Source organism: Pseudomonas sp. NPDC089741, assembly GCF_044748825.1.
In the GTDB taxonomy this organism is placed as follows: Bacteria; Pseudomonadota; Gammaproteobacteria; order Pseudomonadales; family Pseudomonadaceae; genus Aquipseudomonas; species Aquipseudomonas helmanticensis.
Window position 1 is genome coordinate 47009 of record NZ_JBIVGT010000014.1, and the last position, 14884, is coordinate 61892.

The window sequence follows — 14884 nt, forward strand, 5'->3', positions numbered from 1 at the left end:
TGACAAAAGCGTCAATCGGCTGCGTTCCATGAGGATTATCCAATGTCAGCCGAATTGCCCGTCACCGTACTTTCAGGATTTCTTGGTGCTGGAAAAAGTACGCTTTTAAATTACGTACTACGTAATCGCAAGGGTTTGCGCGTAGCAGTCATCGTCAATGATATGAGCGAGATCAACATCGATGGCAGCGAAGTCCAGCGTGATGTCAGCCTTAATCGCGCAGAAGAAAAAATTGTCGAGATGAGCAACGGCTGTATCTGCTGTACGTTACGTGAAGACTTGCTTGAGGAAGTCAGCAAACTCGCTCGAGAGGGCCGCTTCGATTATTTGCTGATCGAGTCCACCGGAATCTCCGAGCCGCTACCGGTCGCAGAAACCTTCACCTTCCGCGATGAGCACGGGCAGAGTCTCTCTGACATCGCTCGGCTCGACACCATGGTCACTGTGGTCGACGGGGTGAATTTTCTACCGGACTACCAGGCGGCCGAAAGCCTCGCGTCCCGTGGCGAAATCCTCGGCGAGGAAGACGAACGTTCGATCACCGATCTGTTGATCGAACAAATCGAGTTCGCTGACGTACTGTTGATCAGCAAGATCGACCTGATTAGCCAGCCCGAACGTGAGGAGTTGATCGCCATCCTCAAACGCCTTAATGCCCACGCCGAAATCATCCCGATGGTGATGGGCGAGGTGCCATTGGAGAAGATCCTTAACACCGGGCGATTCGACTTCGATAAAGCCGCCCAGGCACCGGGCTGGCTGCAAGAGTTACGCGGTGAACATGTGCCGGAAACCGACGAATACGGCATCGCATCGACGGCCTATCGCGCGCGCCGACCGTTTCACCCGCAACGCTTCTTCAACTTCATCGACCGTCCGTGGCTGAACGGCAAATTGCTCCGCTCCAAAGGTTTTTTCTGGTTGGCGAGCAAACCTACAGACGCCGGTAGCTGGTCGCAGGCCGGCGGTTTGATGCGTCACGGTTTTGCTGGTCGCTGGTGGCGTTTCGTGCCGAAAAACCAGTGGCCAGAGGATCAGGAAAGCACCGCGGCCATCATGGAAAACTGGGCGCCGAGCGTAGGAGATTGTCGTCAGGAGTTGGTATTCATCGGGCAGAACATCGATTTCCTACAACTTTCCAATGAACTGGATGCCTGCCTGCTCACCGATGACGAAATGACCCAGGGTGTCGAGGGCTGGCGATCGCTGCCGGATCCGTTCGGCCCTTGGCATGAAGAGGCTGCCTGATGCTCGCCCTCAAACTGCAGCAAAACCGCACCCGTCATCAGCATCAAGGCCCTACGCCGAAAGCGCTGACACGAATTCTGCATGACGACACCAACCTGGCTGTCTGGCAGCGTCAACTGCCATTGCACATCAGCGATTTCGCCAAGTTGCTGCTGTCGCTGAACGAGCCTTTGGCAGAATCATTGTGTCTGGAGTTGCCGGAGGAAGACGCCGAGCCTGATCTGACCGGGTTGGCTTGCGGGTTCAGAGATCTCGCGGGTTATGAAGGTTTTATCGCCGACTTGAAATGGCTGGTCAGCGCCTTCGCCTGCTTACTCGGAGCCAAGCGAATCGGCCTGCGTCTGCGAGTGCTCGATAAGGCCATGTGCCCGCGTTTTCACGTCGATCATGTGCCGGTGCGGCTGATCACCACGTACGCCGGCGTTGGCAGCCAATGGCTCAAGGAAGGTGCGATGGACCGCCAGCAATTGGGGCAGGCCAACGCCGAGCCGTATGCGAAAATCGAGCAACTCGACAGTGGCGACGTCGCTCTATTGAAAGGCGAGAAATGGCATGGTAATGAAGGCTTCGGTCTGATCCATCGCTCGCCGCAACCGGCGGCAGGCGAACGTCGACTGATACTCACCCTGGACTGGCTCGGCTAACGCCTATAGACGTCTCAAGGCTTGAGCCACGAACCTTGGCTCTGGCCTTCGCAATACGGCTTCAAATACGCCGCGTCGGTGGCGACGCCGTAATAGTGGATGTCCTGGCGATAAGGCATATTGGCGACTTGCGCGTTGCTGCACACGCCAAATGCACCGCTCGGGCACTGATCGACGTACTGCACCTCAACTTTTTGTCCGGCCAGGGTCGGCTGGCAGAAACCGTCGCTGAACAGTTTCTGCGGGATATTGCGGTTCTGCTGGCAGACTTTTACGTCGAGCCGTTCACCCTGACTGTGCACCACGCAGGCCTGAGCCCACACTTCACTCGACAGCGAAGCCAACAGCAACGACCATCCCAACCAACGCATCTTTGAATCTCCCAAGAAAGCTCCTGGCCATGTTGCAGAACATTCCTACCCATGTCATTGCTGGCCCTTTGGGCGCCGGCAAGACCAGCCTGATTCGCCAGCTCATGGCGCAGCGACCGGACGGCGAGCGCTGGGCGGTGCTGATCAACGAGTTCGGTCAGATCGGCCTCGACGCCGCGCTGCTGACCAGCGATGCCGATGGTATCGCACTGGGCGAAGTGGCCGGCGGCTGTTTGTGCTGCGTCAATGGCGCACCGTTTCAGATTGGCCTCGGGCGTTTGTTGCGCAAGGCCAGGCCTGATCGGCTGTTCATCGAGCCGTCCGGGCTTGGGCACCCGGCGCAATTGCTGAAACAGTTGAATGAGGCGCCGTGGTTGGGTGTGTTAGCAGTGCAGCCGTGTGTGCTGGTGCTGGATGCTCAGGCTCTTGCAGCGGGGAAAGCGTTGCCGGCAGCGCAGCAGGAAGCGTTGCTCAGTGCAGGTTTGCTGCTGCTGAACAAGGCGGAACACCTTGACGAAGAGGCTCGACAAAACATCACCAGTCGGTTGCCTCCAGTCCGACTGATCTGGACGCAGCAGGCGCAACTACCCCTGAGCGAACTCCCGGGTCTGGCTGCAATAGCGCTCAACGGTGTGGATAACCTGGTTGTGCCCAAAGGGTTGGGACAAATGCCAGCCGTCTGGAGTGATCCGACGTTGCCGATTTGCTTGAATCAGGCGCAGGAGGGTGGCTGGAGCATTGGTTGGCGTTGGCATCCGGGGCAAAGGTTCGACAAGCAGCGCATTGCTGACTGGCTGAGCAGCCTCACTTGGCAGCGGGCGAAGCTGGTTATACACAGCGTGGATGGCTGGGTTTCGGCGAATGCGCTGGATAGTGCGGAGTTGGTTTGGCTGGCCAGTGAATGGCGAAAGGATTCTCGGATCGAGCTGATCTTTGTCGATGCGCAAAACATCGATGAGTTGCAGCGGGGGTTGTCGGGGTGTCGGGAGGATTAGATCAAAAGATCGCAGCCTGCGGCAGCTCCTACATGGGATTCCCTGTGGGAGCTGCCGAAGGCTGCGATCTTTTGCTTTTTCAGGGCTTCCACTTCGTATGTTCCTGCCGCCACTGACTCAACTCGATGACTTCCGCCCGTGGCCTGTGCACCTCAACCACCGGTGGCGTATCGTCGAACGGCGCCGGGTAGGGCGCCAGCTCGATCTGCGCACTGTGTGCGCCGAACTGGGTGATGGTGCCGTTATGCCGGGTTTCGCCGGTCACGGTGAATTCGAAGTTGTACACCCGTGCCAGTCGTCGGCGCCCGTTGGCGTCCTTGATGAAACCGATCTTCTTCAGTGCAACGTTGCCATCGAGCAGCTCGACACGCACGTTCAGGCAATGCTGTTTGACCCGCTCCAGCGCTCGCTCGCGCAAGCCGTGGTTGTGCCATAGCCACGCCCCGGCAGCGGCGAACAGCATCAGCACGAAGATGTTTTCGAGGGTCAGCATCAACATCAAACTCCAAAAGATAGTGCCAGCTTAACTGCGTCGCCGGTCTGTCGTACAGGCTGCGTTTCGTCGCATACTGCGCGGCTTGAATTTCAATCGTTTTACGGAATGTCCCGAATGAAACGTACGCCTCATCTGCTCGCCATTCAGTCCCACGTCGTGTTCGGCCACGCCGGCAACAGCGCTGCGGTTTTTCCGATGCAGCGGGTCGGGGTCAACGTCTGGCCGCTGAACACCGTGCAGTTTTCTAATCACACGCAGTACGGTCAGTGGGCCGGCGAAGTGTTGGCGCCCCAGCAGATTCCCGAACTGGTCGAAGGCATCGCGGCGATTGGCGAGCTGGGCAACTGCGATGCGGTGCTGTCCGGTTACCTTGGCAGCGCGGCGCAGGGCCGGGCGATTCTCAGTGGCGTCGCGCGCATCAAGTCGGTCAATCCGAAAGCCTTGTATCTGTGTGATCCGGTGATGGGCCATCCGGAGAAGGGTTGCAGCGTGCCGACCGAGGTCAGCGATTTCCTCCTGGAAGAGGCGGCGGCCGTGGCGGACATCATGTGTCCGAACCAGTTGGAGCTGGACAGCTTTTCCGGACGCAAGCCGCAGTCGTTGTTCGATTGCCTGGCCATGGCGCGGGCGTTGCTGGCGCGTGGGCCGAAAGCGGTGTTGGTCAAACATCTGGATTACCCGGGCAAACCGGCGGATGGCTTCGAGATGTTGTTGGTGACGGCTGAAGGCAGCTGGCATCTGCGCCGTCCGCTGCTGGCATTTCCGCGTCAGCCGGTGGGCGTGGGCGATCTGACGTCCGGCCTGTTCCTGGCGCGGGTGTTGCTGGGCGATAGCCTGGTGGCGGCGTTCGAATTCACTGCGGCGGCGGTGCATGAAGTGCTGCTGGAGACTCAGGCGTGCGCCAGTTATGAGTTGCAGCTGGTGCGCGCGCAGGACCGGATTGCGCATCCGCGGGTGAAGTTCGAGGCTACAGCGATAAGTCTGTAATCGCGTTATCGTTCAAAAAAGATCGCAGCCTGCGGCAGCTCCTGCATGGGAATGCAAAATCCTGTAGGAGCTGCCGAAGGCTGCGATCTTTCGCTTTTGATCTCAGGCGTCGCCCTTGATCTCCTGATAGCGCTTCTCCAGCTCTTGGCGAATCTGCCGACGTTGCTGCGCCTGCATATAGCGACGCTTGTCCTCACTGTTCTGCGGCTGCAGCGGCGGCACGGCGGCCGGCTTGCGCTGGTCATCTACCGCCACCATCGTGAAGAAACAGCTGTTGGTGTGGCGCACCGAGCGTTCGCGGATATTTTCGGTGACGACTTTGATGCCGACTTCCATTGAGGTATTGCCGGTGTAGTTGACCGACGCGAGGAAAGTCACCAGTTCGCCGACATGGATCGGCTCGCGGAAAATCACCTGATCCACCGACAGGGTCACCACGTAACGGCCGGCATAACGGCTCGCGCAGGCGTAGGCCACTTCGTCGAGGTATTTGAGCAGGGTGCCGCCGTGGACATTGCCAGAGAAGTTGGCCATGTCGGGGGTCATCAGTACCGTCATCGACAGCTGGGCGTTTCCGGGTTCCATAACGTTCTCACGGATCAAGGCTGATTTCTGGAAGCACCTCTGCGGGTGCCTGGTCACTTTTCAAAAGTACCGTTATCGGGACGCCGGGCGACTGGCCGCCGTCACGCCTCGATCGATCTGTTTCCATATATTGCACCGCCTTCCAGCCACAAGTCGCGGTGTTAACCTGCAAAAGCCCCTCCCAAGGGCAATTCCCACACGAAAAGCGGATTTTTACTTCGCTCGCTCAGACTTTTCTGACGTCTGACTGCGAGCCTCGTCATTCAAGGAGCCCACGCCATGCATGCCATCAGTTTTATTCAGGACCTGGCAGTGATCATGTTGGTCGCAGGCGTGGTGACCGTGTTGTTTCACCGTTTCAAGCAGCCAGTAGTGCTCGGCTATATCGTCGCCGGCTTCATCATCGGCCCGCACACACCGCCGTTCGGCTTGATCCACGACGAAGAAACCATCAAGACCCTCGCCGAGCTGGGGGTGATTTTCCTGATGTTCTGCCTGGGCCTTGAGTTCAGCCTGCGCAAGCTGTTCAAAGTCGGCGCCACGGCGTTTATCGCGGCGTTCCTCGAGATCGTCCTGATGATCTGGATCGGCTACGAAATTGGCCGCTGGTTCGACTGGAACACCATGGACTCGCTGTTCCTCGGCGCGATTCTGGCGATCTCCTCGACCACCATCATCGTCAAAGCACTCAATGACCTGAAGATGAAAAATGAGCGCTTTGCGCAGTTGATCTTCGGCGTGCTGATCGTCGAAGACATCCTCGGCATCGGCATCATCGCGCTACTCTCGAGCATCGCCGTCAGCGGCACGGTCAGCTCCGGCGAGGTATTTTCCACGGTCGGCAAGCTGTCGCTGTTCATGATCGTCGCGCTGGTCATCGGCATTCTGCTGGTGCCGCGCTTGTTGGCTTACGTGGCCAAATTCGAAAGTAACGAAATGCTGCTGATCACCGTGCTCGGCCTGTGTTTCGGCTTCTGCCTGCTGGTGGTCAAACTCGAATACAGCATGGTTCTCGGTGCCTTCCTGATCGGCGCGATCATGGCCGAGTCGCGGCAGTTGCTGAAAATCGAGCGGCTGATCGAGCCGGTTCGCGACCTGTTCAGTGCGATCTTCTTCGTGGCCATCGGCCTGATGCTCGACCCGATGATTCTTCTTGAATACGCGTGGCCGATCGCGGTGATCACCGTCGCCGTGGTGCTCGGCAAGATGTTGTCCTGCGGCCTCGGGGCCTTTATCGCCGGCAATGACGGACGCACCTCACTGCGCGTGGGGATGGGGCTGTCACAGATTGGCGAATTTTCCTTCATCATCGCCGCGTTGGGCATGACCCTGCAGGTCACCAGCAACTTTCTTTATCCGGTCGCCGTGGCCGTGTCGGTGATCACCACGCTGCTGACGCCGTACCTGATTCGCGCGGCGGATCCGCTGTCGATCAGGTTGTCAGCGGCCGTGCCCAAGCCTCTCGGTCGCGTGTTCGGCATGTATGGCGAATGGCTGCGCAGCATTCAGCCGCAAGGCGAGGGTGCGATGCTCGCGTCGATCATCCGCAAGATCTTGTTGCAGGTCGGGGTCAACCTGGCGCTGGTGATCGCGATCTTCTTCGCCGGGGCCTATTTCGCTGAACGCATCTCGCTGTGGCTGCAGGACTGGATCAGCGATCCGAGCTGGCAGAAGGCGTTGATCTGGGGCGGGGCGTTGCTGTTGTCGTTGCCGTTCCTGATTGCCGCTTATCGAAAGCTCAAGGCGCTGTCGATGCTCTTGGCAGAGATGGGCGTGAAGCCGGAGATGGCCGGGCGGCACACGCAGCGAGTGCGTCGGGTGATCTCCGAAGTGATCCCGATTCTCTCGCTGCTGGTGATTTTCCTGCTGCTGGCAGCCTTGTCGGCCAGTATTCTGCCGACCAACAAGTTGCTGGTGCTGATCGCCGTGGTGGCGGCCGCCGTGGCGGCGCTGCTCTGGCGCTGGTTCATCCGCGTGCACACGCGGATGCAGGTGGCGCTGCTGGAAACCCTCGACAACCACAAGGAGTCGTCGGGGCATTGACCGGCCGGGGCGGCTGGCTGATCAGCTTTCCAGCCAGACGTCCCGCGCCCAGTGCCAGACCGATTCCCAGGATTCTTCGGTGATCAGCTCTTCTTCGCCCGACCACAGCACCACGGTGCCGTCTTCTTCGACGCAGTAGTAGTTCTCGCCGTCCTGACAGATCGGAATCAGATCACGCGGTACACCGATGTCCCAGGCATTGGCCGCGACATCGGGCAGATAGGTGTGCGATTGCGGGTCGGTGACGGTCACCGGCTCCAGGCTGCCGTAAACCACGTCGCTGACGGTCAGCAAAAACTCTTTGAAGACGAACGGGATGTTGATGAAGAGTTCTTCTTCGACTTCCACCAGTTGGTCTTCGTCAGGCAATTCCAAAGGAACCGGCACGGGTTCGTTGGCTTCACGCAGTTGTTCGATGATTTCTTCCACGTCCGGGATCCTCTTGCTTGAATGGCGCGGTTTATATGGGCCGGTTTATACAGTAGCTCGCTATAGATGCAACCGCGAAATAGAAAACCCCAGCCGAGGCTGGGGTTTTTATTACAGCAAGTTAAGCGCGCGAGGGGATCAGCCGTTCTGGCGGATACCGGCGACCAGCCAAGGCTGGTTCTCGCCCTGCGGACGTTCCATGTTCCAGCTTTCGCTGAACGCTTCGCCCTGGTCGAAGCGCGAGGACTTCGACACACCGTTGAAGGTCAGGGTGGCAATGGTCTTGTCGGCACGGTCATCGACGCCATCCAGTTGCACCTGGAGGTTGTCGATGTAGGTCGATTGGAACGCGTCGCCCAGATCCGCACGCTCACGCTTGAGGAACTCGAGCATTTGCGGGGTGACGAACTCGGCGATCTTGTCCATTTCGTTGGCGTCCCAGTGCTGCTGCAGCGACTGGAAGTGGCTGCGTGCGGCTTCAAGGAAGCTCTGCTCGTTGAACCAGGCCGGTGCGTTGATCACCGGACGGGCGGCAACAGGTGCCGCCGAACCACCGAAGATCGAACCCATGGCCGCAGGCTTCTGCTCGAACACTTCACGCTGCATCGGCGCGCCGGCCGGAGCGAACTGCTCCTGCTGCTTGCGTCGACGAGCGGCGATGAAGCGGAAGATCACGAACGCGATCACGGCCATGATCAGGATGTCGAAGATCTGCATGCCCTGGAAGCCGCCGCCCATGAACATCGAAGCAAGCAGGCCACCAGCGGCGATGCCGGCCAGAGGGCCGAGCCATTTCGAAGCACCGCCGGCCTTGGCCGCAGCGCCTGCGGCACCGGCAGCACCAGCGGTCGCAGCAGCGCCGCCCATGCCTGGAGAGGAAGGAGCCATCTGGCTGGTCTGGTGCGTCGGCGCAGCGCCGGCGCTTTTGCCACCACCAAAGCGCTTGGCGTTGGCGTCGAGGCTCATCGTCAGGCCGATGCACAACGCCATGGCGATGCTAAGAAAACGTTTCATAAAGGGAATTCCCGTTTGTGGAGACACGCGCGCCATGTTGCACAGCTGAAGTGTTACTGGCTAGCGAGAGAGTGTTTCGGGCTTTTGCCTGACAGGTTGCGTTCAGCTTCGTCGAGGCAATAAGGCTGTGTACTTTTGGCTGTAGGAAAGTGGGACAGGTTCAGTGCGAATTCGCCTTAGCGACGAAACGCCAGCATCACCACACCGGCCGTGATCAGGCCGATGCCGCCCCATTGCCGCAGGTCGAGTTTCTCACCCAGCAGGATCACGCCAAGCACCGCCACCAGCACCACGCTGAGCTTGTCTACCGGTGCGACCAGCGAAGCAGGGCCGACTTTCAGCGCGCGGAAATAGCACAGCCACGACGCGCCCGTGCCCAGTCCGGACAACAACAGGAACAGGTAGCTCTTGGCGGAGATCGATCCCAATGACTGATATTGGCCCGTGGCGTACAAAATCAAGGCCAGGCTGACCAGTACCACGATGGTGCGCAACAGCGTGGCGAAGTCGGAATTGACGTTTTCGATGCCGACTTTGGCGAAGATCGCCGTCAATGCGGCGAAAGTGGCCGAGAGCAAGGCCCAGAATGTCCAGGAGGAAAAGAAGCCTGAGCCCATTTGCACTGCCCTGTTCCGGGTGGGTTTAGATCAAGAGATCGCAGCCTTCGGCAGCTCCTGCAGATACACACAATCCCCTGTAGGAGCTGCCGAAGGCTGCGATCTTTTTTCGCTTTTAGATAGCTTCCAGCTTGGCGTAGCCGAGCATCAGCCACTTGCTGCCTTCGCTGAAGTTGACCTGCACCCGCGCCTGCGCACCCGCACCCTCGAAGTTGAGGATCACGCCGTCGCCGAAGATCGAATGGCGTACCGCCTGACCGAGGCTCAAACCGGTGTCCGGAATTTCACTGCCGGCGAACAGGTTGCTGCCGCTCATCGACTGGTTACCGCCGAACGGACGGCTGACGCTGTTCGACAAACGCACTTCCTGAATCAGGCCTTTCGGTACCTCGCGTACGAAACGCGAGACCTTGTTGTAGGTTTCGCTGCCATAAAGGCGACGGGTTTCCGCATAGGTCATCACCAGATTCTGCATCGCCCGGGTGATGCCGACGTAGGCCAGACGCCGCTCTTCCTCAAGACGGCCCGGTTCTTCCAGGCTCATCTTGTGCGGGAACAAGCCTTCTTCCATGCCCACGAGGAACACGTAAGGGAATTCCAGACCTTTGGCGCTGTGCAGGGTCATCAACTGAATGCTGTCTTCGTGCTCGTCGGCCTGTGTGTCGCCGGCCTCCAGTGAAGCGTGGCCGAGAAATGCCGCCAGTGGCGTCAGCTCTTCGTCTTCTTCGTTGTTCTCGAAGTTGCGCGCAGCGCTGACCAGTTCCTCAAGGTTTTCTACCCGAGCCTGGCCTTTCTCGCCTTTTTCCGCTTCGTGATAAGCAATGAGGCCGGATTGCTCGATGACAGTCTGCGTCATCAAGTGCAGCGGCATCTCCATGCACTTGGCCGCGAGGTTCTCGATCAGCTCGATAAACGCGCCCAACGCACCCGCTGCACGACCGGTCAGGCCTTTATTGGCGACCAGCAGGCGCATCGCTTCCCACATCGACACATCGCTGTGGCGCGCGTGCTCGCGAATCGCCTCGACGGTTTTCTCGCCGATGCCACGGGCCGGGACGTTGATCACTCGCTCCAGCGCTGCATCGTTGCCGCGACCTTCGAGCAAACGCAGGTAGGCCATGGCGTTCTTGATTTCCGCACGCTCGAAGAAGCGCTGACCACCATAGATTCGATACGGAATACGCTCACGCAGCAACGCTTCTTCCAGAACGCGTGATTGGGCGTTGGAACGGTACAGAATCGCGATATCGCTGCGCGCCAAGCCGGTTTTCAGCGCGCTTTCGATGGTTTCGACAACGTAGCGTGCTTCGTCGTGTTCGTTGAACGCGGCGTACAGATTGATTGCTTCGCCGTCGCCGCCGTCGGTCCACAGCTCTTTACCGAGGCGGCCGGTGTTGTTGGCGATCAGGGCGTTGGCTGCCTTGAGGATGCCGGCGGTGGAGCGGTAATTCTGCTCCAGACGAATGGTCACCGAATCGGCGAAGTCCGACGAGTACTGATGAATGTTCTCGATCTTCGCGCCGCGCCAGCCGTAAATCGACTGATCGTCGTCGCCCACCACCATCAGGCTGTCGCCGCCCTTGCCGAGCAGACGCAACCAGGCGTACTGCACGGCGTTGGTGTCCTGGAACTCGTCCACCAGAATATGGCGGAAGCGCTTTTGATAATGCGCCAGCAAGCCCGGGTGATCGCGCCACAGGTCGAGGGCGCGCAGCAGCAATTCGGAGAAATCGATAACGCCGGCACGCAGACACGCAGCCTCGTAGGCTTCGTAGATGCCGCGCATGGTCGCCAGGTACAGATCGCCGCTGGCCTGAATGTGTTGCGGACGCAGACCTTCGTCTTTCTGCCCGTTGATGAACCATTGCGCCTGGCGCGCCGGCCAGCGTTGCTCGTCGAGACCGAGCTCGCGGATCACCCGCTTGACCAGCCGTTGCTGGTCGTCGCTGTCGAGAATCTGGAATGTCTGGCTCAAGCCCGCTTCCTGCCAGTGCGCCCGCAACAAGCGGTGCGCGAGGCCGTGGAAGGTGCCGACCCACATGCCGGCCGGGTTGATCCCCAGCAACTGCTCGATGCGATGACGCATCTCGGCAGCGGCCTTGTTGGTGAAGGTCACCGACAGAATGGAGTGGGGCGAGGCGTTTTCGACCTGGATCAACCAGGCGATACGGTGCACCAGCACTCGGGTTTTACCGGAGCCAGCACCGGCCAGGACCAACTGACGGCCAACGGGGGCTGCTACGGCCTGGCGTTGGGCATCGTTGAGGGAGTTCAGCAGAAGGGAGAGATCATCGCGCATCGGGGCATTCTAGGGTGCGCCGCAGGCCCGGGCAAACCGAGCTTTGCATTAGCCGATGAAACTCCCGTCGATGACGACCGGTCGGTCACCGGCGACAGGCGTTGGCCCGCTTGGCTCTGCGGGTTTCAGCGGTGCCTGAGGGGGGAAAAGTTTTGCGCAAATTATGATCTGGAGCAGTTTGGCAACGGGATCGGCTTGTGTATGCTCCGTCCACGTTTCGGGCGCACGCCCTCCTTATAAGAACAAGAACGTTGCCCATGACCCTCAGCTCCGAACTGTCGGGCCCCTCTGTGGAACCCCGGGTTGTCCGCAAGCGCTACGCCACCGAAATGGCGGTCGAGCGCACGCGCCTGCTGTATCAGGGCTCGTTGTTGCCCACACTTTTCATGTTGATCAATGGTCTGGTCTGCGCCGCTCTGCTCTGGAGCCCGCAGCGCTACTTCGTGGTCAGCGTCTGGCTGGTGTGGTTGCTGTCGCTGGTCGCATTGCGTGTGATCCAGGTCGCAGCGTTCGATTCGGCAATCCCCGATCGCCAGGCCCAGCCGATCTGGTTTCGCATGTTCCTGCTCGGCTCGACCATGACCGGCCTGACCCTCGCTGGCGCCGGTATCGCGCTGGTGCCTGCCGACAACTTCATGCAACAAGCCTGGGTGTTCGGTCTGATCGGCGCCGCAACGCTGTCGGCCAGTGTTGCCTATGCGGTGAGCCTGCCGGCGTTTCTGTCGTTTACCTTGCCGTGCCTGTTGCCGGCGATCGGCTTTCTCTTTTGGGGCGGCGACGAACAGGCACGCGGTTGGGGCTGGCTCGGGCTGATTTTGCTCGGCTCGCTGAGCGTGGTGGCGTGGCAGGTCAATCGCCTGATTGATCGCGGCTTGCTGCGGCGCTTTCAGAATCAGCACCTGATCGAACACTTGCAGCACACCCAGTCGCGCAGCGAGCAGCTCAATCAGGAACTGGCGAAGGAAATCGAACATCGACGTTGCGCCGAGGGCAAGCTGCGCGAAGCGCAGGTCGAACTCGAACACCGCGTCGCCCAGCGCAGTCGCGAACTGGACGCGGCCAATCAGGCCCTGAGCAAAAGCGAGGCGCGCCTGGCGCTGGCATTGAAAGCCAGCGAACTGGGCTTGTGGGACTGGAACCTGCAAACCGACGAAGTTCACCACACGCAGATTCAGGAGTTGTTCGGTCTTGCGCCGGAATATGTCACGGCGCTGCTGCGCGACCTCAAACCGCGACTGCACCCGGAGGACGTGCCAACCCTCAAACACGCACTGATCGAGCATTTGAAGGGCCGCACCGAGGATTATCAGATCGAGTACCGCGTGCGTCATGGCGATGGCCATTGGGTGTGGATCGAAGACCGTGGTCGTGCGGTAGAGCGCAGCGACAACGGACGGGTGATCCGCATGGTGGGCACCCGGCGCGACATCAGTGCCAGCAAAAGCCTCGAAGAACAGCAGCGCCTGGCGGCGACGGTGTTTGAAGCGGCCAGCGAAGGCATCGTCATTCTCGACCCGAACTATGCGTTGATCGCGATCAATCAGGCGTTCAGCCGCGTCACCGGTTACGACATCGACGACATGCTCGGGCGCAATGTTGTGGAGTTGCCGTGCAGCCGCGATGCACGCCGTCATTACGTCGCCATTCGCCACGCGCTGGAACAGCACGGCAGTTGGCAGGGCGAACTGGTGGAAACCCGCAAAAACGGCGAGCTCTATCCGCAGTGGCTGCAACTGAATGCAGTGCGCGATAGTCGCGGCAATGTCAGTCACATCGTCGGCTTCTTCGCCGATCTGTCGGCGCGGCGCGAATCCGAAGAGCGCATGCGTTACCTGACCCATTACGACGAACTCACCGGGCTCGCCAACCGTTCGTTGTTCCGCGAACGTCTGCACGAAGCACATCAGCGTTCGCGTCAGGGCCGGCGCAGCCTGGCGTTGCTGCACATCAATCTCGATCGCTTCAAGTTGCTCAACGACAGCCTCGGTCACGAAGTTGCTGACCAGTTACTGCAGAAAATGGCGCGCCGACTGGTTAACGCCTTGCCGGAGGCCGACACCATCGCGCGCTTGTCCGGTGATGAGTTCGCAGTGTTGTTCGATGCCTACGGCAACCTGTCGAGTCTGGCCCGGGTCGCTACGCGCTTGTCGAGCAAGCTGCGCTTGCCGCTGACCGTCGAAGGACATGAATTGGTGGTCAGCGCCTCAATGGGCATCAGCATGCTGCCGGACAACGCCCGGGAAATTTCCGCGCTGGTCAGCCAGTCGAACATGGCCATGCAACATGCCAAGCACCTCGGCGGCAACAACTTCCAGTTCTACACAGAGAGTTTGCAGGCCAGCACCCTTGAACGCTTGCAGCTGGAAAACCAGCTGCGCAAAGCCATCGAAGACAAGCAGCTTAAAGTGTTCTATCAACCGAAGCTGTGCCTGGAGAGCGGGCGCTTGAATGCGGCGGAAGCGCTGGTGCGCTGGGATCATCCGACCATGGGCCGGGTGCCGCCGGGGGATTTCATCGGGCTGGCCGAGGAAACCGGTCTGATCGGGCCGATCGGCGAATTCGTCTTGCGTCAGGCGTGCTGGCAGGCGTGCGAATGGCAGCGCCAAGGCCTGGCGCCGATCCGCGTTTCGGTGAACCTGTCGGTGCACCAGTTGCGTCAGGGCAAACTCGTCAGTCTGGTGCGGCAAGTGCTGGAAGAAACCGGGCTGGCGCCGCACTACCTGGAACTGGAATTGACCGAAAGCCAGTTGCTCGACAGCGTCGAGCACATCATCGCGACGTTCCAGCAATTGCGCGATCTTGGCGTGAAACTGGCCATCGACGACTTCGGTACCGGCTATTCGTCATTGAGTTACCTCAAGCGGATTCCGGTGGATTACGTGAAGATCGATCAGGCGTTCATTCGCGGGCTGGGTGAAGGCAGTGAAGACGCGGCGATCACTCGCGCGATCATTGCCATGGCTCACGGACTGTCGCTGAAAGTGGTGGCTGAAGGCGTCGAGCGGCAGGATCAGCTGGAATTCCTGCGTGCCGAACGTTGCGATGAAGTGCAGGGTTATCTGATCAGTCGGCCGGTGGAGGCGACTGCTCTGGCCGGGCTTTTGCGTAATCAGGAAAAACCGCTTTAAGGGCTACATGCACCTCATCGCGCCTGAT

13 protein-coding genes are annotated in these 14884 nt (G+C 59.8%); 6 read left to right on the forward strand and 7 right to left on the reverse strand.

Going from position 1 to position 14884, the window contains the following annotated elements; genetic code table 11:
• The first annotated feature begins 42 nt into the window (after positions 1-42).
• Both zigA and ACIPZE_RS15640 read left to right on the forward strand, forming a co-directional pair.
• Positions 43-1248 carry a zinc metallochaperone GTPase ZigA gene (zigA, locus tag ACIPZE_RS15635; RefSeq protein ID WP_400773708.1) on the forward strand — a complete coding sequence of 402 codons (1206 nt, stop codon included), beginning with the start codon at positions 43-45 and terminating at the stop codon, positions 1246-1248.
• On the forward strand, positions 1248-1892 hold the full coding sequence (locus ACIPZE_RS15640) for a DUF1826 domain-containing protein (RefSeq protein WP_400773711.1): 645 nt from the start codon (positions 1248-1250) through the stop codon (positions 1890-1892). Before zigA ends, ACIPZE_RS15640 begins: the two co-directional genes overlap by 1 nt.
• A 14-nt stretch (positions 1893-1906) precedes the next feature.
• On the opposite strand, the gene ACIPZE_RS15645 is transcribed toward ACIPZE_RS15640, so the two are convergent.
• Positions 1907-2263 (reverse strand): NADH:ubiquinone oxidoreductase, encoded by a 357-nt coding sequence (locus ACIPZE_RS15645; protein ID WP_129386792.1) that lies wholly within the window; start codon positions 2261-2263, stop codon positions 1907-1909.
• Positions 2264-2292: 29 nt separating this feature from the next.
• Between ACIPZE_RS15645 and ACIPZE_RS15650 the strand changes: the two genes are divergently transcribed.
• Entirely contained in the window at positions 2293-3258 is a 966-nt protein-coding gene (locus tag ACIPZE_RS15650) for a CobW family GTP-binding protein (RefSeq protein WP_400773713.1), read from the forward strand.
• Positions 3259-3337: 79 nt separating this feature from the next.
• Here the strand turns inward: ACIPZE_RS15650 and ACIPZE_RS15655 are convergent, their stop codons facing one another.
• On the reverse strand, positions 3338-3751 hold the full coding sequence (locus ACIPZE_RS15655; RefSeq protein ID WP_129386786.1) for a DUF3301 domain-containing protein: 414 nt from the start codon (positions 3749-3751) through the stop codon (positions 3338-3340).
• Positions 3752-3868: 117 nt separating this feature from the next.
• On the opposite strand from ACIPZE_RS15655, the gene pdxY reads away from it, so the two are divergent.
• Entirely contained in the window at positions 3869-4741 is an 873-nt protein-coding gene (gene pdxY, locus ACIPZE_RS15660) for a pyridoxal kinase PdxY (protein ID WP_129386783.1), read from the forward strand.
• Positions 4742-4843: 102 nt separating this feature from the next.
• On the opposite strand, the gene ACIPZE_RS15665 is transcribed toward pdxY, so the two are convergent.
• The gene (locus ACIPZE_RS15665; protein ID WP_003229693.1) at positions 4844-5326 is read right to left on the reverse strand and encodes an acyl-CoA thioesterase; all 483 of its coding nucleotides are present in this window, start codon (positions 5324-5326) and stop codon (positions 4844-4846) included.
• 279 nt (positions 5327-5605) lie between these two features.
• On the opposite strand from ACIPZE_RS15665, the gene ACIPZE_RS15670 reads away from it, so the two are divergent.
• Positions 5606-7369, forward strand: a complete 1764-nt coding sequence (locus ACIPZE_RS15670) for a cation:proton antiporter (RefSeq protein ID WP_283438269.1) — start codon at positions 5606-5608, stop codon at positions 7367-7369.
• Positions 7370-7390: 21 nt separating this feature from the next.
• Here the strand turns inward: ACIPZE_RS15670 and ACIPZE_RS15675 are convergent, their stop codons facing one another.
• From ACIPZE_RS15675 to uvrD, 4 genes are all read right to left on the reverse strand, one after another.
• A complete protein-coding gene (locus tag ACIPZE_RS15675; RefSeq protein WP_008078852.1) occupies positions 7391-7798 on the reverse strand; it encodes an SMI1/KNR4 family protein in 408 nt (135 codons plus the stop codon).
• A 138-nt stretch (positions 7799-7936) separates the two neighbouring features.
• Positions 7937-8812, reverse strand: coding sequence for a Tim44 domain-containing protein (locus tag ACIPZE_RS15680; protein WP_283438270.1), 876 nt, complete (start codon positions 8810-8812; stop codon positions 7937-7939).
• Positions 8813-8988: 176 nt separating this feature from the next.
• Positions 8989-9429 (reverse strand): EamA family transporter, encoded by a 441-nt coding sequence (locus ACIPZE_RS15685; protein ID WP_016984014.1) that lies wholly within the window; start codon positions 9427-9429, stop codon positions 8989-8991.
• Positions 9430-9544: 115 nt separating this feature from the next.
• The gene (gene uvrD / locus ACIPZE_RS15690; RefSeq protein WP_129386771.1) at positions 9545-11728 is read right to left on the reverse strand and encodes a DNA helicase II; all 2184 of its coding nucleotides are present in this window, start codon (positions 11726-11728) and stop codon (positions 9545-9547) included.
• A 257-nt stretch (positions 11729-11985) separates the two neighbouring features.
• Here uvrD and ACIPZE_RS15695 point away from each other — a divergent pair, with 257 nt between their 5' ends.
• Positions 11986-14856, forward strand: a complete 2871-nt coding sequence (locus ACIPZE_RS15695) for a bifunctional diguanylate cyclase/phosphodiesterase (RefSeq protein ID WP_283438272.1) — start codon at positions 11986-11988, stop codon at positions 14854-14856.
• The last annotated feature ends 28 nt before the right edge of the window (positions 14857-14884 follow it).